Origin of the sequence: Adlercreutzia aquisgranensis, assembly GCF_943193145.1 — a bacterium.
GTDB lineage: Bacteria > Actinomycetota > Coriobacteriia > Coriobacteriales > Eggerthellaceae > Xiamenia > Xiamenia aquisgranensis.
The window spans coordinates 1-20,342 of the sequence record NZ_CALPDA010000018.1; the positions used below are offsets into that span (position 1 = coordinate 1).

Genomic DNA, 20,342 nt, shown 5'->3' on the forward strand with positions numbered 1-20,342 from the left:
ATATGTCAATCGTAATCCGACTGTCCGGGCAGGGGACTTAAACGGTCGGACCAACTACGATTCAGACTGTAATGGGGTATTCTTTTGCGTTGAGGCAATTGCGCGGCTGCACGATGCGGCCGCCGTTCGTGTGGAAGGAACCCTATGAGCAACCCTTTGGCTAACCAGTTGGATCCGCGGGTCAAGGCGGTGTGGCGCATCACCGACGCCATCACGCTTACGCTTGTGTTCCTCGGATGCGTGGCCACGTTCTTTCTGATAGCGGTCTTCGACGAGGAAAGTTCCTGGGCTTGGGGTGTTTGCGGGGCGATGGCCGCTATCTACGCTGTGCTGTTGGTGCTGCTGTTGGCGGTGATCCCGCCTATCCGCTACGCGCGCTGGCGTTACCAGATCAGCCCCGACTATCTGCAGATCGAGCGCGGCATCGTATGGCGCAAGCGCTTTGTCATCCCCTTCATCCGTGTGCAGAACACCGACACCCAGCAGGGACCAGTGCTAAGGATGTTCGGGCTTTCCAGCGTAACCGTGGCCACGGCCGCCGGCGAGCATGCCATTCCCGGTTTGGACTCCGAAGAGGCCGCCCAGGTGCGCGACAAGGCCGCGGAGCTCGCCCGCATCGCTCGGGAGGACGTGTGATGGCGCCGCAGAACCCCGTGCCCCGGCCGCCGGCTCCGCGCGTGGAGGACCGGGTGGCTCCGGCCGTTCCGGCCGCCGGCGCGCCTGTGCCGCAAGCCGGAGCGCCCACGGCGCAGACCGGGGTGCCGCAGGTCCAGCCCGCAGTGGAGCCCGCGGTGCCTCTGTCGTCCGCCGCGCCGATTTCCCCGGGGACGCAGGTCGCCCCTGTCGTCTGTGCCGCCCCCGCCGTCCCCGACGCTTCCGCGGGCGAGACGCCCCTGGAGGGCGAGAAGCTCCACGTGCATTCCAGCTACATCTGGCTTGGCGGCCTGAAGAGCATCTTCGCGGTGCTGTTCGCCCTGGCCGTCTCCATGAGCGGCACGCTAGTGGGCTTGCTGGCGGACGGAATCGATCCCGGCGGCGGGGCAGCGATCGCGCTTATCATCGTCGGCATCACGGCGGCCGGCGCGGCGCTCGTGGCCGCCCTTGCGTTCCTGGGCACCTGGTGGTCCTGGAGGCATCTCTACTATCAGATCACCCCCGACGAGTTCGCACTGTACTCGGGCATCTTCAACAAGAAGCAGGTGCACGTGCCCTACCAGCGCATCCAGTCCGTCGACCAGCGGGCGACCCTGCTGCAGCGCGTACTGGGCGTCTGCACGGTGCAGATAGAGACCGCGGGCGGTTCGTCGAACAAGGCAGTGGTGGTTCCCTACGTGACGCGCAATCGGGCCGAATGGCTGCGCCGCGAGCTGTTCTCGCGCAAGCAGCAGCTTGCGGCCGGCCAGAAGGCGCCTTCTTCCGAACGCGCTGCCGTCGCGGCGACGGAGGCCGACGGAGCGGGCAACGTGCTGGACGTCGGCGTGGAGCTCTGGGACGAAGTGGGCAGCGTCTTCGGCGGTCAGGTCGTGGAAACGGGGCGCGTGAGCTACGAGTACGGCCTGACCAACAAGGAGCTGGTGCTCACGGCCCTCTCCAACAACACCGCCTTCGTGGTGGTGCTCGTCGGCTTGGTGACCGGCGCCGCGCAGCTTGTGGGCGAGGTTCTGCCGATGTTCTTCGGTTCCAACGATGCGGCCCTGGACTTCGTCATCGACCAGTCGTTGCGCCTGTTCGGCGGCAACGCTGCGGTTGCCATTGCGGTGGCCTTGATTTCGTTTGCCCTGGTGATGTGGGGTCTTTCGGTGCTGTCCACCTGCCTGACCTACGGCGGTTTCAAGGCGCGGCGCCGCGACAGCCGCATCGAGGTGGAGCGCGGGCTTCTGCAGCACCAGTTCTCCGGCGTGGATGTTGACCGGGTGCAGAGCGTGGTGGTGCGCCAGTCGCTGATCCGGCGCATCATGGGCTACTGCGAGCTGTCACTGGGCAAGGTGGACAGCGTGACGGGCGACGGCGAGAAGCAGGCCAACGTTTCGGACAAGGGCCTGGTCATCCATCCGTTCGTCAAGATGAGTCGCGTGCCGGAGATTCTGAGCGGCCTGGTGCCCGAGTTCGCCGACGTGCCCACCGCGCCCATCCCCGTGGCCGCCGTTGCCCTGCGCCGCGCCATCCTGCGCCGAGCGGTGTGGCTGGGCGGGGGCTTCTGGTGCGCCGTCGTCGGCTGCGTGCTGGCTGCCTTCGCGCCCCAGATCGCCTGGGCTCTGGCCGACGTTCCCTCCGACGTGGACGAGGTGCTGTTCGTGTTGACCATCGTGACCGCCGGCCTGATCGCCTTGGGGCTTGTGCTCTTCGTGCTCGAGGTGGTGAGCGCGGTGCTGTGGGCGCGGGAGTCGAGCTTCGCCGTCAACCGCTCGTTCATGCAGGTGACCAACGGCGGCCTTGCGCGGGAGTCGGTCACCTTCCCCCGCAAGAAGATACAGTTCGCCTTCACCAAGACCAATCCCTTCCAGCGCCTCGCCCGGACGGCCACCATCGTGGCAGTCACCGCGGCCGGGGTGGGGGGAACCAAGGTCTCGCTCGTGGACGCGGGGCGCGAGGAGGCGGCCTTGTGGCTGGAGTGGGCCATGCCCGGCGGCCAGGATTGCGACCTTGCGGGTTTCGGCTCCGTTAAAGTGAACAAAGGTTCTTCACAATAGATTTGAGGTGGCCCCCGTCATGTTACGGGGGCCACCTGCGAACTTCAAAAAAGCGGCTTTGTCAAGCGAACAAACCGTGAACGCCCGCTCCACAAAACTTTGCGTTCGCCCGCGGGTTTTGGGTAAAATGCACCAGTCATTTACATACAGCTACCTTATCCGACAGCTAATCCACCCTACACACACTCGCTGCGGACCGCCTTCGGGCGGCTGGATTGCTTTGCGCTCTTTTGGGCGCAGGACAACGAAGGGATTCGTGCGATACGCATGACACGTAGGCCTCAGAAAAGACCTCTTGCCCGCAAAGGCGCCGTAGCGGCGTCCACGTTGGGCATCGGCGCCATTTCTCTGGTGCTCGTTGGCTGCATCGGCATCGGGTTCGCCGTTGCCGGCGGCACTGTTTCGGAGGATAACCTGTATCTTGGCGTGGGCGAGAACGCTACCCGCGTATCGCTTCCGCGCGATGTCGACGACGTGCAGGTGGCGTTTGCCGCCGATGCCAGCGAGTCCGGTTTGGCCCAGGCGTCCCCCCGCGACGTCTCCGCCGGCGTTGCTCGCATTCAGGAGGAGCAGGCCCGTGCCGAGGCCGAGCGGCTGGCCGCCGAAGAGGAGGCTCGGCTGGCCGAGGAGGCTCGGCTCGAAGCCGAGCGGCTTGCCGCCGAAGAGGCCGAGCGTGCCCGCATAGCCGAGCTTGAGGCCCAGCAGGCTGCTGCCAGTCAGGCAGCTGCGGAATCCCAGGTGAGCGTCGAGGAACCGTCGCAGCCGGCACTTTCCGAGATCGACTGGGGCCAGGGCCGCGAGTCCTTCATCGCCGAGTGGACCACCCGTATCGACGCGTATCTGGCGGGCTCCCCGCTGGCTGGTTACGGCAGCGTGTTCGCCACGGCTGCTTGGGACAATGGGGTGGACCCGCGCCTGTCGCCGGCTATCTCCAACACCGAATCCACCAAGGGTTCCTTCTGCTTCCTGCCCTACAATGCCTGGGGCTGGGGCGACTCCAGCTGGTCCAGCTGGGAAGAGGCCATCAACGCCCATGTCGCCGGCCTGGCTGCAGGCTACGGCGGCGTGCTGACCCCCGCCGGTGCGGCCGCCTACTGCCCGCCCCACGCCACGGACTGGTACAATAAGACGCTCTCTCAGATGCAGTCCATGTAACTTTCGCGGAGGCGCCTTATGAGCGATGTGATCGTGGTCGGATGCGGTCGTGTGGGATCGCGGTTGGCCAACATGCTCTCCGACAGCGGCAACAACGTCTGCGTCATCGACAAGAACGCCGATGCGTTCGCGAACCTCGGCAGAAGCTTCAACGGCTCCACGCTGCAGGGCGTCGGGTTCGACGAGGACGTGCTGGTGAAGGCCGGCGTGGACGATTGCGACGTGGTGGCGGCGGTTACCCAGTTCGACAACACGAACCTCATGGTGGCCGAGGTCGCCAATCGCCTGCACGGCGTCCCCCATGTGATCGCCCGCCTGTACAACCCGGGCCACGAGCGCGCCTACATGCAGCTGGGCATCGACTACGTCTGCGGCACGTCGCTGGTGGCCGAGGACGTGTTCAGCAAGATCGTCTCGGGCCATGGCGCCCATCTGGACACCTTCGGCGAGTTCGAGGTCCTGCGCTTCTCGCTGGACCTTTCCTGGTCGGACAAGCGCACCATCCGCGTGGGCGAGATCGAGCGCGACCACGACATCCGCATCATCGCCTTCGAACGCGGTGACGGCTCGGCCAGCTCCATTCCCACGCGCGACTCCATCCTCTACAACGGGGACTCCGTGCTCGCCTGCATTCGCCACGAGCTGATCGACCAATTCAGCCGCTACATCCAAGACTAGCGGATTCCCAGCCCGCAGCCGCGTCCGCTGCGTTCGCGGGGCTGTTTTTCGCCGCCCTCTTTCCTTTCAGTATCAATAAGCATATGAGCTGCGGTTTTCTGCGATTTTGCATCAGATTCTTTACGCGTTGATAACTCTTGGTAGGCAACTTGTAGTCCAATTGGCACACTATTTGCTATTCTGACTAAATGTATCAGGTTGTTTGTCGGGGGAGCGGTTTTCTTCGCGTTCCCGGCGCAGAGTGGGAACAAAACGCGAGAAAGGAACAGCATGGAAATCGCAGTGCTCTTCAAGGTGGTCCCGGACGACCAGGACATCCAGGTGAAGGCCGACCGCACCCTGGATTTCTCCAAAGCCAAGCCGAAGGTATCCGAGTACGACCTGAACGCCATCGAGGAAGCGGCCCAGCTGGCGGCTGCCAACCCGGGCTCCAAGGTTGTGGCCATCACCGTCGGCCCGAAGTCCATCGATGATTCGAAGCTGAAGAAGAACGTGCTGGCGCGCGGCGTGGACGAGCTGGTCATGGTGGCCGATGACTCCCTGGACGGCCTGGACGCCTATGCGACCGCTGCCGCCCTGGCCAAGGCCGTGGAGTCCGCTGGCTCCTTCGACGTGCTGCTGGCCGGCGACGGCTCTGCCGACAACTACGCCCAGCAGGTGCCGGTGCAGCTGGCCTGCGTTATGGGCCTGCCCGTGGTCACCGCCGCTACCAAGGTTGACGTCGACGGCGGCGCTGCTACCATCGAGCGCACGCTGGAGAACGCTGTCGAGACCGTGCGCGTGGCCCTGCCCGCCGTGGTTGCCGTCACTCCTGACATCGCGCTGCCCCGCATCCCCGGCATGAAGGACATTCTGGCTGCCGGCAAGAAGCCTGCGGCCATCACCGCCGAGCAGGCTCCGGTGGCATGCGCCACCGAGGTGGTCTCCTGCTTGGCCCCCGAGTCCGCCGACCGCAAGCTGGTGGTGCTCGACGCGAAGGCCGACGGCGCGATCGACGAGTTCGCCGCCGCCCTCAAGGCCGCCCTGTAAGAACCTCTGCCGGTTGTAACGTATCAGAAAGGATGCTTCTACTATGAAGGCACTCGTTATCGCAGAATCCGCCGACGCCGCCCGCGAGCTGTCGGCTGGCGCTCGCACCATGGCCGACGAGGTGGTGCTGGCGACGTTCGGTGAGGCTCCCGAGGCCGTGGCCGACAAGGTTGCCGTCATCGCCGTTCCGGAAGGCGCCATCGTCGACGACGCCGCCGATACCCTGCTGGCTCTGGCCGATGCCGAGGGTGTGGGCGTGGTGCTGGTCGAGCCCACTCGTCATCTGAAGACCGTGGCCGGCAAGATCGCCGCTGCCAAGGGCACTTCCACCATCACCGACGTGATGTCCTTCGCCGACGGTTCCGCCTCCGCGCTGTACTTCGGCGGCGTGGCCGAGCGCGCGCTGAAGCCGTCCACCGACTTCGCTGTGTACACCGTGGGCTCCGGCGCCTTCGCCGATGCAGCGGCCAGCGGCGCCAACGAGGCCGTGTCCGTGGACTGGGTGGCTCCGGCCAAGGCCGTGGAGCTGGTTTCGGTGGCTCCGGTGCAGAAGAGCGGCGTCGACCTGAACAAGGCCGACGTGGTAGTGGCTGCCGGCCGTGGCTTCTCCGAAGAGGCTCAGCTGGACATGGCCCGCGAGCTGTGCGACAAGATCGGCGGCGGCCTGGGCTGCTCTCGTCCTCTGACCGAGGGCGTGGACTGGCTGCCCCGCGAGACCTACATCGGCGTCTCCGGCCTCATGCTGTCCCCGAAGGTCTACGTCTCCCTGGGCATTTCCGGCCAGATGCAGCACATGGTAGGCGCGAACCGCTCCGGCGTGATCTTCGCTGTCAACAAGGACAAGAACGCCCCCATCTTCAAGCAGTGCGACTACGGTCTGGTGGGCGACATCGTTGACGTGCTTCCCGCACTGAACGCGGCTCTGTAAGGGGTTTTCCATGGCAGAACTACCCGAACGCGACTTCGAGGTCATCGTCATCGGCTCCGGTTGCGCCGGTGCGGTGGCGGCCTACGTGGCTGCCAGCGCCGGCAAGAGCGTGCTCGTCATCGAGCGTGGCAACTTCGCCGGCGCCAAGAACATGACCGGCGGACGCATCTACAGTCATTCCCTGAAGAAGGTCTTCCCCGACTTCGAGCAGGAAGCGCCCCTGGAGCGCAAGATCACCCATGAGCGTATCGCCATGCTCAACAGCGACTCGGAGATGACCATCGACTTCACCAGCCCCGTACTCGCCGAGGAGGGCAAGGACTCCTACAGCGTGCTGCGCGGCCCCTTCGACCAGTGGCTGGCCGAGAAGGCCGAAAGTGCCGGCGCCGAGTACATCTACGGCATCGCCGTGGAGGAGCTGCTCAAGGACGAGTCGGGCGCCGTGATCGGCGTGCGCGCCGGCGAGGACGAGATCAGCGCCAATGTGGTCATCCTGGCCGAGGGCTGCAACCCTATCCTGTCCGAGAAATGCCTGGGCAACCCCCGTCCGAAGGCTTCCCAGATGGCCGTGGGCATCAAGCAGGTGTTCGAGCTGCCCGCCTCCACCATCGAGGACAGGTTTTTGTGCCCCGAGGGCGAGGGCGCGGCCATGCTGTTCGTGGGCGACTGCACCCATGGTTCGGTGGGCGGCGGCTTCCTGTACACCAACAAGGAATCCATCAGCCTGGGTCTGGTGGCCACCATCTCCATCGCCGAGGACGGCTCCCGCAACGAGGTGCCGGTCTACCAGATGCTGGAGGACTTCAAGAACCATCCGGCTGTGGCGCCCATCATCCGCGGCGGCAAGCTGGTGGAGCATTCCGGGCACATGGTGCCCGAAGGCGGCTACAACATGGTGCCGCAGTACGTGTTCGACGGCTGCCTGGTGGCCGGCGAGACGGCGGGTCTGTGCATGAACATGGGCTACCAGGTGCGCGGCATGGACTTCGCCGTGGCCTCCGGCCAGTTCGCAGGCGAGGCGGCCGTGGCTGCTCTGGACGCCGGCGACACGAGCGCTGCCGGCCTTGCCAGCTACAAGCAGAAGATGGAGGGTTCCTTCGTCATGAAGGACTTGCAGACCTTCAGCAAGTGGCCTCATGTCATGGAGGAGTGGGACTCCATGTTCAACGACTATCCCACCATGGTGGCCGAGATCTTCAACGCCATGTTCAGCGTGGACGGACAGCCGCAGCAGCCGCTGATGAAGCGCATGATGCCCATCGTCAAGAAGCGCGGCCTGTTCAAGCTCGGCGGAGAAGTGCGAAAGGCGGTGAAGGCGCTGTGAGTAAGATAGCACCCATCACGGTCAACGTGGACGAGGCTCTGGCCCTGGACAAGTACGAGGTCGACGAGGCCAACGCCCATATCGAGGTGGACCTGGAAGGCGACCTGGAGGAGTTCCTGAAGCTGGTGCGCGTGTGCCCGGCCGCCCTCTACAAGATCGACGAGGGAGGCAACCGCTCCTTCGACTACGCCGGTTGCCTGGAATGCGGCACCTGCCGCATCGCCTGCGGCGACACCATCATCAAGAAATGGGAGAACCCGCAGCCTACCATGGGCGTCGAATACCGCTTCGGCTAGGAGAGGCCGAGGCGGCACGAGAGCCATTCAAAGGGGGCGGCATGGCGCGAAGGCCAATGCCGCCCCCTTTTCACGTCTCTCGCACTCGCCTCAGCCCCTCCTAGCTCGAAGCGGCCCCGCTTCGGCATCCTCGTGATTGCTTGGCATGGCGCGAAGGCCAATGCCGGGGCCCTTTCTCGCCCATGGCGCGCACCGGGGCGCCCCCTAGCTCGAAGCGGCCCCGCTTCGGTGTTCGCATAGCGTGTCGAAAGTGCACGTCCCTCGTTGCGGTCACCTGTGGCCTCCGTTGTATCGACTATAATGGGCGCACTGTTTCAGCGCGACGGAAGGTGCCGGGCATGTACGTAGTGATCGCCGGTGGCGGCAAGGTGGGGGAGTATCTGGCTTCGGTGCTGCTTGCCAGCGGCAACGAGGTGGCTATTATCGAGGAGACGCTGGCCACGGCCAACCGCCTGTCCGCCGAGCTGCAGGGCCGCTACCTTATCATCAACGGCGACGGCTGCGACTCGAAGTACCAGGAGGACGCGGGCGTGCGCCATGCGGACGTGTTCGTGGCCACCACGGGCCAGGACGACGCCAACCTGGTGTCCTGCGAGATCGCCCAGCGCGTGTTCAACGTTCCCCGCGTGGTAGCCCGCGTGAACAGCCCGAAGAACATGCGCATCTTCAAAGAGGTGGGCATCGAGTGCATCTCGTCCACCACGCTCATCGCCAGCGTCATCGAGGAGGAGGCGCTGCTGGGATCGGTGAGCGTGGCCACGTCGCTTACCCATGGCAACGTCATGTTGGCCGAGATCAACGTGCCGCGGATGCGTCGTCATTCTAACGAGGAGGGGGTGCAGGTGGGCCAGGTGCCCATGCCCGACAACTCCCTTATCGTTGCCATCTCTCCCAAGGACGACGACAACGTGGAGGTAGCCACCCCCACAGCGGTCATGTTCCCCGGCGACAAGGCCATCGTGGTGGCTGACAACGACGTGCTGGACGCGGTGCGCGCCACCTTCCGCGGACTGTAGCGGTCTTCTCGCGCGGCTTGGTTGCGGTCCGGTTCGGTCGCGGGCAATCTTCGCGCGGATGGGGCTGCGCAGGCTTAAGCTTAGCGGTGCCGTGGTATTCTTTACAGGTTGCGTAATCGTTGGGAGTGCTTAAGAGAAAGGCGCCGGCGCATATGATCAACCGCTACACCCGTCCCGCCATGGGGGCCATCTGGGAGCTGCAGAACAAGTTCTCCATCTGGAAGGAGATCGAGGTGCTGGCCTGCGAGGCCCAGGCGGAGCTCGGCAAGTCCGGCATCACGAAGGATGAGGCCCGCTGGATTCGCGACCACGCCGACTTCACCGTGGAGCGCATCGACGAGATCGAGAAGGTGACCAACCACGACGTCATCGCCTTCACCACGAACATGGCCGAGTACATCGACGCCGACATCCCCGAGGACGCCGAGCCTCCCAGCCGCTGGGTGCACTACGGCATGACCTCGTCGGATCTGGGCGACACGGCGCTGTCCTACCAGATCGTCCAGGCCTGCGACATCATCATAGAAGACATCAAGCAGCTGGGGGAGACCTGCAAACGCCGCTCCTTCGAGTTCAAGGACACCCTGTGCGTCGGCCGCACCCACGGCATCCACGCCGAGCCTATGACCTTCGGCATGAAGTTCGGCAGCTGGGCTTGGGCGCTCAAGCGCGCGCTCGTGCGCATGGAGCAGGCGCGCGAGGTGGCGGCTACGGGGGCCATCAGCGGCGCGGTGGGCACCTATTCCAGCATCGACCCCTTCGTCGAGCAGTACGTGTGCGAGAAGCTGGGGCTTACCCCCGATCCGCTGTCCACCCAGGTGCTGGCCCGCGACCGCCACGCCCAGGTTATGTGCGCCTTGGCCGTGACCGCCTCCACGCTTGAATCCATCGCCATGCAGGTGCGCCTGCTGCAGCAGTCCGACGTGATCGAGGCCGAGGAGCCGTTCGCGAAGGGCCAGAAGGGCTCGTCGGCCATGCCCCACAAGCGCAATCCCATCACCGCCGAGCGCGTGTGCGGGCTTGCGCGCGTGGTGAAGGCGAACGCCCAGGTGGCCCTCGACGACGTGGCGCTGTGGTACGAGCGCGACATCTCCCACTCCGGCGCCGAGCGCGTGGCCATGGCCGACAGCTTCATCGCGCTGGACTACATGTTCGGCAAGATGCAGTGGATGCTGGACGGGCTGCAGACCTATCCGGCGAAGATGGAGCACAACCTGTGGCGCACCAAGGGCCTCATCTTCTCTAGCAAGGTGCTGCTTGCCCTGGTTGATACCGGCATCAGCCGCGAGGACGCCTACGTGATCGTGCAGCGCAACGCCATGAAGGTATGGGAGGACATTCAGAACGCCGTGGACGGCCCCACCTACCGCGAGCGCTTGGAGGCCGACCCCGAGGCGAACCTGTCGGCCGAGGTGCTGGACGAGATCTTCGACCCGTGGGATTTCCTCACGCGCAAGGACGTGGTGTTCGAGCGTTTGGAAGGTTTGGAGTTCTAGTACGCTGGCAGCAGGTTTTCAAGGGAGCTTTCCGAGGGAAGGAGACGGCATGGTTGTAACGACGGCGGAAGTGGTGCCCGGCCAGTACGTGCAGGTCATCGGTTTGGTGCGCGGCAACATCGTGACCTCGAAGAACATAGGCCGCGACATGATGGCGGGCTTCAAGAGCATGGTAGGCGGCGAGATCGAGACCTACACGCAGATGACCGACGAGGCACGCCAGATCGCCACGGACCGCATGGTGGCCATGGCCGAGTCCATGGGGGCCGACGGAATCATCGCCGCGCGCTATGCTAGCGAGACGGTGGCCGACGGCGCCATCGAGATGCTGGCCTACGGCACGGCGGTGAAGCTGCTCTAGCCGGCACAGATGAGGCGTTGTCCTCGTGTGAGATAATGCATGGGAGAGGGGTTCTGCGGGAAATGCTGCGGAACCCCTTCCTTATGCATCCTGCCCCTATCCGTTCGGGGCGGGCGGAATGCGGGGGAGGGCAGGGAGCGAGGGGTCGGGATACGGGGGAGGGCAGGGAGCCTATGGAACCTACGGCTTAATCGGCGCCCACGACGGAATTCACGATGGCGCTCACGATGGAGATGACGATGCTGGCCACGAAGGCGCTGCCGAACGAAGCGATGAGGAATCCCGCGCCGAACAGCCCGTTGGCCAGCCATGCCGCAATGTAGAGCAGCAGCGTGTTCACCACCAGGTAGAAGATCCCCAAGGTGAGCACCGTGATAGGCAGGCTCAAGATCTGCAGGATGGGCTTGATGGCTATGTTCACCAGGGAAAGCACCAGCGAGAACAGCGCGATGGCCACCCAGGCCGAATCTCCGCCGATGGTTTCGAAGCCGGGGACGATCCAGACGGCCGCAGCGACGGCGATGGCAGTGACCAGCCAGCGAATGAGGAAGTTCATGGCGTCTCCTTTCGATGCGCTCTCTAAACCCGATTTGCTTGTTCGCAGCAAACTATAAATGGGAATAGGGCGGAGAATCGCCTTGGTCGGCAAACTGTTGGCTGATGGTGAATCTGGCGGGGGAACTCTCGGGGCCGGTGCGACGAGGCGTTGCGTCGCACCGGCAAAACGAAGGGCCGGAAACGTTTTGCTTCCGGCCCTTCGCGAGGGAGCAGTATGGAGATGCGGCACGGCGGGCCGCCGAACGCTGGAGGCTGCCGATCTGCCGTCTCTTAGAAGCGCAAGGAGAGGCAGGACAGGCCGCCGTCGAGCTTGCGGTACTCGCTGGTGTCGACCACGAGCGTCTTGTAGCCGGCGTCCTGCACGGCCTTCAGGACCGCAGGGTAGCCCTCGGGCACGATGACGGTGCCGTTGACCCAGATGCAGTTTGCGGCGTAGGCCTCGTCCTCGGGGATTTCGATGAGGTTGTACTGCTGGAAGTCGGGCTTCGTCACGAACTCGCCGCTGACCAGCATGTTTCCATCCTCGAGGTAGTTCACGCCAGTCTTGAGGTGCAGCACGTACTCCAGCGGGACCTCGGAACCTTCAAGCCCCCAGCCCTCCAGGATCTCGCAGAACTGGCGGATTCCCTCCTCGTTGGTGCGGGCGGAGCGGCCCACGTAGAAGTGGTCGCCCACCATCATAACGTCGCCGCCCTCCAGGGTGCCCGGGAACTCGATGCGCTTGATGTGCTCGTCGTCGAAGAACTGGCGGATGGCCGGCTCGATCTCCATCTTCTCGCCGTTGCGGCTTTCTGCGCCGGGGTTGGTGATGATGGCGCCCATGCGCGTGATGACCGCGGGATCCTCCACGAAGCAGCTGTCCGGGTACTCCTCCAGGGCGGGCAGCTCGGTGACGTCCACACCGCACTGCTTGAGGGCCGCGATGTAGTCGTCGTGCTGCTTGACGGCCAGATCGTAATCGGGCTTGCCCAGCTCGGGAGCGGAGGTGATACCGTCGATGAGGGAGCGGGCAGGCTTGCGGACGATTACATGCGAAAACTTGGTCATGAAACTCTCCTTATCGGTTGCTTGGTTCATGGTTTTCCCACTGGCTATACTATAATCCAGCGAACGAGAACCGGCGGACGGATGTGGATGACGAAGAAGAAACAACAGATAGCGGCGAAGGGTCGGCCGAAGAGGGTGGCGAAGACGGCTAAGCCCAAGGCGACGGGGAAGGCCCGGCCCGAAGCGGCGCATAGGCGAATCGCTGCTGCGCGCGCCGATGCGGGCGCAGGGAAGAGCCGCCCGGGGGGACTTTGTTGTCCCGTGGCGCGGCAATGCGGTGCCTGCCAGTCTGTGAATAGGCCCTACGGCGAGCAGCTGGCGGAGAAGGACCGCGCCGTGGCCGAGCTCTTCGCCGGCGTTGCTTCGGCGGACGCGCTGCGCCCCATTCTGGGCATGCGCGACCCCTACCACTATCGCAACAAGGTGACATCCCCCTATGCGCCCGCAAGGACGGGTTCGGCGTCGGGGAAGGGCGCGTTGCAGGCGCGCTCTATCGCCTGCGGCATGTATGCGGCCGGCAGCCATCGCATCGTCGACACCCGCGAGTGCCTGGTGGAGAACGAGACGGCGAAGGCCATTGTGCAGGTCGTCCGCCAGCTCATGCCGAAGTTTCACATGGCGCCCTACAACGAGGATTCGGGCGAGGGATTTCTGCGCCATGCCGTCATCCGCGTGGGCCATGAGAGCGGGGAGGTGCTGGTCACGCTGGTGACCAACGATGATGCGTTCCCCGGTTCGCGGTCGTTCTGCCGCGAGCTCGTGCGGCGCTGCCCTGCGGTAACCACGGTGGTCCAGAACGTGAACACGCGCCAGACCAACGTCATCTTAGGCGATCGGGAGCGCGTGCTCTACGGCCCCGGGTTCATCCTGGATACGCTCTGCGGCCTGAGCTTCCGCATTTCGTCGCAATCGTTTTACCAGGTGAACGCCGTGCAAACCGAGGTGCTGTACCGAACAGCCGTGGATTTGGCGGCCTTCGCCGGCAACGAATGCGCCATCGACGCCTATTGCGGGACGGGAACCATCGGGCTGGTGGCTGCAAAGGCGGGGGCGGCCCGCGTCGTGGGGGTGGATACCGTAGCCTCCGCTATTCGCGATGCGCGGGAAAACGCCCGGCACAACGGGGTGGATAACGCCGAGTTCGTGGTGGGCGATGCGGGTGCGTTCATGGAGGACTTGGCGGCGCAGCGGGCCGATCAGGCCTTTGGTGCCGTCGACGGGACGGGAGAGCAGCGGGCCGCCGAGCCGTTGGTGCTGCTCATGGACCCGCCGCGGGCGGGGGCAAGCGAAGAGTTCTTGCGTGCGGCCGCCTCGCTTGCGCCCGAGCGCATCGTCTACATCTCGTGCAACCCCCAAACCCAGGTGCGCGACATCGATCGGCTGCGGAAGGCGGGGTACAAGGTGCAGGTTGTGCAGCCGGTGGATATGTTCCCGCACACGCCTCACGTGGAAACCGTGGCGCTGCTGGTGCGCGGCGGTAGCGCGGTTCACGGCGAGATCGCGGAAGGCGGCGAGCGCCATGGCGTATGAGCTTTCGGAGGACGTTCGGGAGACGATCGAGCGCAGGGGGTTGGCCGGCCCCGACACTCCGGTGCTGCTCATGGTGTCGGGCGGGTCGGATTCCACGGCGCTGGCCTACCTGTGCGCCGAGCTGCGCGCTTGCGGCGCCCTGGGGCCGCTGGCCATGCTGCACGTGAACCACAAGCTGCGCGCCTCGGCGGCCGACGAGGACGCGCGCTTCGTGGGCGAGCTGGCGCTTCTGCTGGACATCCCTCTGTTCAGCTGCGAGGTTGACATAAGCGGCATGGTTCGCCGCGAGGGCGGCAACGTGGAGGCCGTTGCGCGCCGAGAGCGGTACCTGGCTGCGAACGAGGCCCTGGCAAGTCTGTGCTTCCACGAGGGTTTCCCGCTTGCTGCCGGACGCATCTTCGCGGCCCATACGGCCGATGACCGTGTGGAGAGCTTCTACATGCGCTCCATCGTGGGCACGGGTCCGGGCGGGCTTCGCTCGATGCTCTACCGCAACGGACCGGTGTGCCGCCCGCTGCTCGACTTCGGTCGCCAGCAGCTGCGCGACTACCTGGGTTGTCGCAAGGAGGCAGGCTTGCCGATGGCGCTGACCTCGGCAAGCGCTGATTACGTGGCCGACGAGAGCGGCCAGGCCCTTGCGCCCACGATGCTCTGGCGCGAGGACGCCACCAACGCCCATACCGACCGCTTCCGCGCCTTCGTGCGCCACCAGATCGTGCCGAAGGCCAAGGAGCGCAACCCCCAGCTGCTGGCAACGCTCACGCGCACCATGAACCTTATGGCCGACGAGGACGATATGCTGGAGGCCATGGTCGACGACCTGCAGCAGCGCTTCGCGCGATGGCTGTGCGACGAGGGGTCCGGGAAAGACGATCGGCGTTGCCCGGAGGGCATCGAGGGGGGTGCGCCGGATGCGTCGGAGGGCTTCCTTTTGCTGCCCGAGCTGGGCGAGCAGCCGCTGCCGCTGCAGCGTCGGCTGGCGGACCGATTGCTTCAGGCGATGCTGGGCCCCGACGCCCGGGTTGAGTTCGTCAGCGTGCAGGCGGTGCTCGACGGCTGGCGTCCGCGCGCCGCAGGGGAGGAAACCGCCTCTGTGAACAGCGGATACGTTGCCAACATCCAGGGGAATCTTGCCGTGAGCGCCAACAAGCACGGCGTGCGCGTGGAGCCCATGGCCGCCTTCCGTGCAAGAAGGAAGCGCGCGTAAGGCCTTTCGGCGGTCTCCTCGCCTGGCGCTAGGAGCCCAGGGCGTCGAGGATGCGGCGCTTATGGGCGAGGAAGCTCTCCGTCAGGGCGAAGTCGGCGGACTTCGGGTCGCCGCCGCGGTTTACGGCTTCGCTGTGGGCTATGGCGCCGTCTTTGAGCACCAGCACGCGGTCGGAGAGCAGCAGGGCCTCGTCGATGTCGTGGGTGACGAACAGGGTGGACAGCCGGATGCGTCCCATGACCTTTAGGTACCAGCGGTGCATTTCCGCCTTCGTGAGCGCGTCCAGGGCCGAGAACGGCTCGTCCAGCAGGGCAACGCCGCCGCCTCCCAAGGTGGCGAGCAGGTAGGTGCGCGCGAGGGCCACGCGCTGGCGCATGCCGCCGGAAAGCTGGCTCGGCCACAAATCGGCGCTGTCCCCAAGGCCGAAGTCGGGAAGGAGCGCGGCGGCTCGGCTTCGGGCTTCGGCCCTGGGGACGCCGGCAAGGCGCGCCGGCAGGGCTACGTTGTCCACTACGCGGCGGTTCGGCAGAAGCAGGTCCTTCTGCATCATGTAGGCCACCGATCCGGGGTGCCCGGTGATGTCATGCCCGCCGAGGAGCACCTGGCCCGCGTCGGGCCGCAGCAGGCCCGCTGCAACGTTGAACAGGGTGGTCTTTCCGCCGCCGCTTGCCCCTACGACGGCCGTCGCCTCGCCGTCGCGCAGCTCCAAGGAGACGTCGCGCAGCACCGTCCGTCCCGCGAAGGCCACGGACACGTGGCGTATCGAGAGGGCCGCCGCGGCGGGATCGACGGCGTTGCGCGGGGAGATGTCGGCGGGCCGGGCCACGGGGACGCTCCTAGTTCGGCAGGTAGTCGTTGCTGAAGCCCGATGCGGGGTCGAGCGTGCCTTCGACCAGGCTGTTGTCCACCAGCCACTGGTAGAACGCCTGCCAGCGGGCCGGGTCGATGACGCCCCAGGATGCGGCGTCGGCCTGATACTGGCCGGACAGGTAGCGCTGGCTTTCCACGATAAGCTCCTCGCTGCTGGCCAGTTCGGGCACCTGCTCTATGAGCAGGGCTGCGGCTGCGTCCGGGTCGGCGATGGCGTCTTCGTAGCCGCGGGCGAGGGCGGCAAGGAACGCGCGCGCTTCCTGCGGATGATCGGCCAGGAACCGGTCGTTGGCGATGACCACGGGGGTGTAGTAGTCGAATACCGGGTCGATGTCGGCGAAGGCGAAGTAGTCGGTGTCGAGCCCGGCCACCTCGCAGGCCTTGCCCGCCCAGCCCTCGAAGATCCAGATGGCGTCCACCGACTTCGAGCTCAGGGCGGACACCTCGTCGGTTACCGTGGAGGGCACGAGCGTCACCTTGCCGAAGTCGCCGCCGTCGGCCTCCATGACCTGGGCGATGGTGGCTTTCTCCACGGGCAGGTCCCAGGTGGCGTAGGTGTGGCCCTCAAGCCCTCGCGGCCGGTCCATGCCTTCGCCGGCACGGGATACGATGCCGGAGGTGTTGTGCTGCACCACGGCTGCCACGGCGGTGATGGGCAGGGCCGTCTCGCTGGTGAGCGCCGGCGCCATGGTGTCCTGGAAGCTGATGCCGAACTGGGCCTTCCCCGAGGCGACCAGGGCTTCGGCCCCGTTGTCGGGCGGTTGCACCACGGTGACGTCCAGGCCCGCTTCGGCGAAGTAGCCCTTGGCAAGGGCTACGTAGAGCCCGGTATGGTTGGTGTTGGGGGTCCAGTCCAGCATGAAGGTGATGGGAGTGCTTTCGCCCGAGCTGCTTTCGGTGGCGTTCGACGAGCATCCGGCCAGCATGGCGCTCAGCAGAAGGCAGCCTGCGAGAGCGGCGGCGAGGGCCACGCGGATGCGTCCGGCTTTCGACCGGTGCGTTTCGGGTGCGGATTGTTTCATTTCGATCGGTCTCCTTCAGGGGAATCGGTGCGGCTTTGCTTGGGGAACCGGTAGGGCATAGCCCTCCGTTCGATAAGGCTCACCAGGGCCATGAGCAGCAACGACAGGGCCGAGATGAGGAAGATGACGGCGAACATCTTGTCGAAGGCGAAGGCTTTCTGCACCCGGGTCATGTACACGCCCAGGCCGCCGAAGCCTCCCAGCCATTCGCTGATGACGGCGCCAACCATGGCGTAGGTGACGGCGATGCGCAGCCCCGAGAAGAACTCCGGCAGCGCGGCGGGGATCTTTCCGTAGCGGAACACCTGCCAGCGGTTGGCGCCCATGGTGCGCAGCAGCGCGACCTCGTCGGGATCAACGGATTGGAAGCCCTGCAGCAGGCCCACGGCCACGGGGAAGAACGTCATGAGCGCCACCAGCACCACCTTCGGCATTATGTCGTAGCCAAGCCACAGCACCAGCAGCGGCGCGATGGCCACCACGGGGATGGTTTGGCTGAGCACGAGCAGCGGGTAGATTGCCCGGCGCAGCGCGTCGAAGGCGTCCATGAGCACGGCCACGGCAAAACCGAAGGCCACCCCCGCGGCAAGCCCAAGCGCCGCCTCCTGCAGCGTGATAAGCCCGTGCTCCAGCAGCAGGGGGCTGTCGGTGGGGAAGACTGCCAGCACTTCCGCCGGCGAGGGCAGCATGTAGCCGGGCACGAGGCCGCTTGCGGACAGCAGCTGCCACAGCCCCAGGGCCGTAGCGACAGCTACGACGGCCGGCAGATAGGCTTTCAGGCGCGAGCGCAGCATGGCCGGCGGCTGCCTCTACTCGTCGTCGTCCAGGTGATGCTTGGTCACCTTGCGGTCGATGGACAGAATCTCGCCTTCGGGCTTCCACTCCACCTTGATGTAGGCGCTCACCTTCGGCGCCCCGGCCTTGATGGCCACATGCTGGCATTCCTTCAGCACGTCCATGATCTGGTCGTAGCTGTCGCCTTCCACGGTGGTCTCGAAGGGGCCCACGTAGCACTTCAGTCCCGTTGACTTGAGGTAGTCGATCACCTCGTCGACGATGCGTACCACTTCCTCGTCGTCCAAGGTGGCGGGCAGAACCTGGATAGCTGCGCTTGCTTGCATCGGTTGCGCTCCTTTGCTCGTAAACGAAAACCCCGCCTGGGAATACGGGCGGGGTTGCAAAGACGCGTAACCGGTATGGCGCTTGTTCCTCCGCTGGCATTACCCAGATCAGGTATGCGGGTCGCAGGAAGGTACCTGCCTCTCAGCCCGTCGTTTCGAGCTCCCCGTGCCCTTTCAGTCTGACGAAGGCGCACGATCTTGTCAAGCACCTAGGAAGCCGGCGTCGCCAAATCGGGGAAATCGGCCAGCAGGCGCTCCACCGGCAGCCCGATGACCGTGGAGAGGCTGCCGTCCACCCGGCTCACCAGCGCCGCCCCCTCGCCTTGCACCGCGTAGGCGCCGGCCTTGTCGAAGGACTCGCCCTTGCGCAGGTAGTCGTCGATCTCCTGGTCGGTCAGGTCGCGGAAGGTCACCTGGGCGATGTCGATGAACGTGCGGAATCCCAGCGATACCTTCTCCGCGTCTGGAGCGCTTATCAGCCACAACGACACGGCGGTCATGACCTGGTGGGTGCGGCCGGACAGCTGCCGCAGCATGCGCTTGCCGTCCGAGAGGCTTCTGGGCTTGCCGAAGATCTGGCCGTCGAGCACCACCATGGTGTCGGCGCCGATAATGGCGGCCATGCCCGTGAAATCCTGCGTCAGCACGTCCTGCACCACGGCGCCCGCCTTCTTCTCCGCCAGCTTCTTGCAAGCTTCGGCGGGGTCGGCGGCCACGTCGGGGTCGAGGGAGGCCAGCGACTCGTCCACCGGGGTGATGGGGGTCTGCACGCGGAAGACCACGCCGGCCTCTTCCAGCAGTTGGCGGCGCCGGGGGCTGCTGGAGGCTAGGATCACCTCGAAGCGCTCGGGGGCTGCGGGCTGGCTTTGGGTCTCTTCGGCGGCGTTGGTCTCGCTCATGGGTGTCCTTTCCTCGGTGCTTATAGGGGCGTCGCTTGCGTTTGCTGGCTGCGAGCGGCCCCGCGCTGCAACGGCGCCTGTTGCTTAGGTTGGCTTGCGGGCGGTATGGACCGCAGCGATGCCGCCTGTGTAGTTCTTCCAGGCCACGTCCGTGAACCCGGCCTGCTCCATGAGCGTTGCGAACCCCTGCTGGTCGGGGAAGGCCTTGATGGATTTGGCCAGATAGACGAAGCCCTCGCGGTCGCCGGTGACCAGGCCGCCCCAGAAGGGGATAAGGCGCTTCAGGTAGAAGCGGTAGAGCGCGCGCCAGGCGCCGTTGGGCGGCGTGGAGAACTCCAGACACACCAGCTGGCCGCCCGGGCGCAGCACGCGCAGCATCTCGGAGAGCGCCTGCTCGCGCTTGGGCATGTTGCGGATGCCGTAGGCCATGGTGACCACATCGTAGGATTCGTCCGCGTAGGGGATGTCCTGGGCGTCCACCACCTGGAAGTCCACCGGCACGCCGCACGAGGCGCCCTCGGCCATGTGGGCGCGGGCAACCTCCAGCATCTCGGGAACCAGGTCGGTGCACTGTATGTGGCGGGGGTGCTTCGACCGGGCCACTGCGAAGGTGATCTCGCCCGTGCCGCCGGCGATGTCGAGCACGTCGTGGCTGGGGTCGATATCCGCCTGGCGCATCATGCCGGCCACCCAGGCCTTGTAGGCGCCGAAACTGGAAATGGCGTTGAATCGCTCGTACTTGCGGGCAATGGACGAGAACACGCTCTTCACCCGCTCCGAGGAAAGCTCGGCGGGCGCTTCCAGTCCGGTGGCGGTGTCGATGGCCATAGAATCTCCTGGTCGGTGGTGCGGGGCGCATCACGCAGGCGCCTCTGGTTTCTGCCGACATAGTATATACGCTTGCGAGCCCCCGTCGCTCGGTGCGTCGTTCTGCGGCTGTCGAAGCACGCGCGGCGGCTTTCTGGCTACCTGTCGCTTTTCGGTCCGATTCGCTTGCAAACTTAGAGAAACTTAGAGAAACTTAGAGGAACTTAGAGAAACTTAGAGGAACTTAGAGGAACTTAGAGGAACTTAGAGGAACTTAGAGGAACTTAGAGGAACTTAGAGGAACTTAG

Annotated in this window: 21 protein-coding genes and 1 riboswitch; of the genes, 13 read left to right on the plus strand and 8 right to left on the minus strand. The window is 65.3% G+C overall.

Annotated features, from left to right (window positions below; all coding sequences use genetic code 11):
- Positions 1 to 144: 144 nt before the first annotated feature.
- The 11 genes from NFR41_RS10110 to NFR41_RS10160 all read left to right on the plus strand — a co-directional run bounded on the left by NFR41_RS10110 (position 145) and on the right by NFR41_RS10160 (position 10,973).
- Positions 145 to 636, plus strand: a complete 492-nt coding sequence (locus NFR41_RS10110; RefSeq protein WP_251231748.1) for a PH domain-containing protein — start codon at positions 145 to 147, stop codon at positions 634 to 636.
- On the plus strand, positions 636 to 2,690 hold the full coding sequence (locus NFR41_RS10115) for a PH domain-containing protein (protein WP_251231749.1): 2,055 nt from the start codon (positions 636 to 638) through the stop codon (positions 2,688 to 2,690). The genes NFR41_RS10110 and NFR41_RS10115 overlap by 1 nt, the downstream gene beginning before the upstream one ends.
- A gap of 267 nt (positions 2,691 to 2,957) precedes the next feature.
- Entirely contained in the window at positions 2,958 to 3,845 is an 888-nt protein-coding gene (locus tag NFR41_RS10120) for a CMP-2-keto-3-deoxyoctulosonic acid synthetase (protein WP_251231750.1), read from the plus strand.
- A gap of 18 nt (positions 3,846 to 3,863) precedes the next feature.
- Entirely contained in the window at positions 3,864 to 4,523 is a 660-nt protein-coding gene (locus tag NFR41_RS10125) for a potassium channel family protein (protein ID WP_160213586.1), read from the plus strand.
- 270 nt (positions 4,524 to 4,793) lie between these two features.
- The gene (locus NFR41_RS10130) at positions 4,794 to 5,552 is read left to right on the plus strand and encodes an adenine nucleotide alpha hydrolase family protein (RefSeq protein ID WP_251231751.1); all 759 of its coding nucleotides are present in this window, start codon (positions 4,794 to 4,796) and stop codon (positions 5,550 to 5,552) included.
- 43 nt (positions 5,553 to 5,595) lie between these two features.
- Positions 5,596 to 6,480, plus strand: a complete 885-nt coding sequence (locus tag NFR41_RS10135; RefSeq protein ID WP_251231752.1) for an electron transfer flavoprotein subunit alpha/FixB family protein — start codon at positions 5,596 to 5,598, stop codon at positions 6,478 to 6,480.
- Between the two features lie 10 nt (positions 6,481 to 6,490).
- Positions 6,491 to 7,804, plus strand: a complete 1,314-nt coding sequence (locus NFR41_RS10140) for an FAD-dependent oxidoreductase (protein WP_251231753.1) — start codon at positions 6,491 to 6,493, stop codon at positions 7,802 to 7,804.
- Positions 7,801 to 8,100: a ferredoxin family protein gene (locus NFR41_RS10145; protein WP_160213590.1), complete on the plus strand. Its 300-nt coding sequence runs from the start codon at positions 7,801 to 7,803 to the stop codon at positions 8,098 to 8,100. Before NFR41_RS10140 ends, NFR41_RS10145 begins: the two co-directional genes overlap by 4 nt.
- Before the next feature lie 338 nt (positions 8,101 to 8,438).
- On the plus strand, positions 8,439 to 9,116 hold the full coding sequence (locus NFR41_RS10150; protein ID WP_160213592.1) for a potassium channel family protein: 678 nt from the start codon (positions 8,439 to 8,441) through the stop codon (positions 9,114 to 9,116).
- A gap of 152 nt (positions 9,117 to 9,268) precedes the next feature.
- Positions 9,269 to 10,612: an adenylosuccinate lyase gene (purB, locus tag NFR41_RS10155; protein ID WP_251231754.1), complete on the plus strand. Its 1,344-nt coding sequence runs from the start codon at positions 9,269 to 9,271 to the stop codon at positions 10,610 to 10,612.
- Between the two features lie 49 nt (positions 10,613 to 10,661).
- On the plus strand, positions 10,662 to 10,973 hold the full coding sequence (locus NFR41_RS10160; RefSeq protein WP_160213596.1) for a YbjQ family protein: 312 nt from the start codon (positions 10,662 to 10,664) through the stop codon (positions 10,971 to 10,973).
- Positions 10,974 to 11,160: 187 nt separating this feature from the next.
- Here the strand turns inward: NFR41_RS10160 and NFR41_RS10165 are convergent, their stop codons facing one another.
- The gene (locus tag NFR41_RS10165) at positions 11,161 to 11,529 is read right to left on the minus strand and encodes a phage holin family protein (RefSeq protein WP_251231755.1); all 369 of its coding nucleotides are present in this window, start codon (positions 11,527 to 11,529) and stop codon (positions 11,161 to 11,163) included.
- 272 nt (positions 11,530 to 11,801) lie between these two features.
- A complete protein-coding gene (locus NFR41_RS10170; RefSeq protein WP_251231756.1) occupies positions 11,802 to 12,578 on the minus strand; it encodes a dimethylarginine dimethylaminohydrolase family protein in 777 nt (258 codons plus the stop codon).
- A 261-nt stretch (positions 12,579 to 12,839) separates the two neighbouring features.
- Here NFR41_RS10170 and rlmD point away from each other — a divergent pair, with 261 nt between their 5' ends.
- Together rlmD and NFR41_RS10180 are read left to right on the plus strand one after the other, a co-directional pair.
- Positions 12,840 to 14,108 (plus strand): 23S rRNA (uracil(1939)-C(5))-methyltransferase RlmD, encoded by a 1,269-nt coding sequence (gene rlmD / locus NFR41_RS10175; protein WP_285833875.1) that lies wholly within the window; start codon positions 12,840 to 12,842, stop codon positions 14,106 to 14,108.
- Positions 14,098 to 15,315 (plus strand): tRNA lysidine(34) synthetase, encoded by a 1,218-nt coding sequence (locus tag NFR41_RS10180; RefSeq protein ID WP_251231758.1) that lies wholly within the window; start codon positions 14,098 to 14,100, stop codon positions 15,313 to 15,315. The genes rlmD and NFR41_RS10180 overlap by 11 nt, the downstream gene beginning before the upstream one ends.
- 28 nt (positions 15,316 to 15,343) lie before the next feature.
- Here the strand turns inward: NFR41_RS10180 and NFR41_RS10185 are convergent, their stop codons facing one another.
- The 6 genes from NFR41_RS10185 to NFR41_RS10210 all read right to left on the minus strand — a co-directional run bounded on the left by NFR41_RS10185 (position 15,344) and on the right by NFR41_RS10210 (position 20,055).
- A complete protein-coding gene (locus tag NFR41_RS10185) occupies positions 15,344 to 16,141 on the minus strand; it encodes an ABC transporter ATP-binding protein (protein ID WP_251231759.1) in 798 nt (265 codons plus the stop codon).
- 10 nt (positions 16,142 to 16,151) lie between these two features.
- Positions 16,152 to 17,207 carry an ABC transporter substrate-binding protein gene (locus NFR41_RS10190; RefSeq protein ID WP_251231760.1) on the minus strand — a complete coding sequence of 352 codons (1,056 nt, stop codon included), beginning with the start codon at positions 17,205 to 17,207 and terminating at the stop codon, positions 16,152 to 16,154.
- Positions 17,204 to 18,001, minus strand: a complete 798-nt coding sequence (locus NFR41_RS10195; RefSeq protein ID WP_251231761.1) for an ABC transporter permease — start codon at positions 17,999 to 18,001, stop codon at positions 17,204 to 17,206. Before NFR41_RS10195 ends, NFR41_RS10190 begins: the two co-directional genes overlap by 4 nt.
- Positions 18,002 to 18,016: 15 nt before the next feature.
- Positions 18,017 to 18,328, minus strand: a complete 312-nt coding sequence (locus NFR41_RS10200) for a thiamine-binding protein (RefSeq protein ID WP_160213608.1) — start codon at positions 18,326 to 18,328, stop codon at positions 18,017 to 18,019.
- Positions 18,329 to 18,394: 66 nt separating this feature from the next.
- Positions 18,395 to 18,505, minus strand: a riboswitch (TPP riboswitch).
- A gap of 32 nt (positions 18,506 to 18,537) precedes the next feature.
- Positions 18,538 to 19,227 carry a Maf family protein gene (locus NFR41_RS10205; RefSeq protein WP_160213610.1) on the minus strand — a complete coding sequence of 230 codons (690 nt, stop codon included), beginning with the start codon at positions 19,225 to 19,227 and terminating at the stop codon, positions 18,538 to 18,540.
- 84 nt (positions 19,228 to 19,311) lie between these two features.
- The gene (locus tag NFR41_RS10210; protein ID WP_251231762.1) at positions 19,312 to 20,055 is read right to left on the minus strand and encodes a class I SAM-dependent methyltransferase; all 744 of its coding nucleotides are present in this window, start codon (positions 20,053 to 20,055) and stop codon (positions 19,312 to 19,314) included.
- Between the last annotated feature and the right edge of the window lie 287 nt (positions 20,056 to 20,342).

Coding starts and splice junctions, on each gene's coding strand:
- NFR41_RS10110 (WP_251231748.1), top strand. CDS start 145: ATGAGCAACCCTTTGGCTAACCAGTTGGATCCGCGGGTCAAGGCGGTG.
- NFR41_RS10115 (WP_251231749.1), top strand. CDS start 636: ATGGCGCCGCAGAACCCCGTGCCCCGGCCGCCGGCTCCGCGCGTGGAG.
- NFR41_RS10120 (WP_251231750.1), top strand. CDS start 2,958: ATGACACGTAGGCCTCAGAAAAGACCTCTTGCCCGCAAAGGCGCCGTA.
- NFR41_RS10125 (WP_160213586.1), top strand. CDS start 3,864: ATGAGCGATGTGATCGTGGTCGGATGCGGTCGTGTGGGATCGCGGTTG.
- NFR41_RS10130 (WP_251231751.1), top strand. CDS start 4,794: ATGGAAATCGCAGTGCTCTTCAAGGTGGTCCCGGACGACCAGGACATC.
- NFR41_RS10135 (WP_251231752.1), top strand. CDS start 5,596: ATGAAGGCACTCGTTATCGCAGAATCCGCCGACGCCGCCCGCGAGCTG.
- NFR41_RS10140 (WP_251231753.1), top strand. CDS start 6,491: ATGGCAGAACTACCCGAACGCGACTTCGAGGTCATCGTCATCGGCTCC.
- NFR41_RS10150 (WP_160213592.1), top strand. CDS start 8,439: ATGTACGTAGTGATCGCCGGTGGCGGCAAGGTGGGGGAGTATCTGGCT.
- purB (WP_251231754.1), top strand. CDS start 9,269: ATGATCAACCGCTACACCCGTCCCGCCATGGGGGCCATCTGGGAGCTG.
- NFR41_RS10160 (WP_160213596.1), top strand. CDS start 10,662: ATGGTTGTAACGACGGCGGAAGTGGTGCCCGGCCAGTACGTGCAGGTC.
- NFR41_RS10165 (WP_251231755.1), bottom strand. CDS start 11,529: ATGAACTTCCTCATTCGCTGGCTGGTCACTGCCATCGCCGTCGCTGCG.
- NFR41_RS10170 (WP_251231756.1), bottom strand. CDS start 12,578: ATGACCAAGTTTTCGCATGTAATCGTCCGCAAGCCTGCCCGCTCCCTC.
- NFR41_RS10180 (WP_251231758.1), top strand. CDS start 14,098: ATGGCGTATGAGCTTTCGGAGGACGTTCGGGAGACGATCGAGCGCAGG.
- NFR41_RS10190 (WP_251231760.1), bottom strand. CDS start 17,207: ATGAAACAATCCGCACCCGAAACGCACCGGTCGAAAGCCGGACGCATC.
- NFR41_RS10195 (WP_251231761.1), bottom strand. CDS start 18,001: ATGCTGCGCTCGCGCCTGAAAGCCTATCTGCCGGCCGTCGTAGCTGTC.
- NFR41_RS10200 (WP_160213608.1), bottom strand. CDS start 18,328: ATGCAAGCAAGCGCAGCTATCCAGGTTCTGCCCGCCACCTTGGACGAC.
- NFR41_RS10205 (WP_160213610.1), bottom strand. CDS start 19,227: ATGAGCGAGACCAACGCCGCCGAAGAGACCCAAAGCCAGCCCGCAGCC.
- NFR41_RS10210 (WP_251231762.1), bottom strand. CDS start 20,055: ATGGCCATCGACACCGCCACCGGACTGGAAGCGCCCGCCGAGCTTTCC.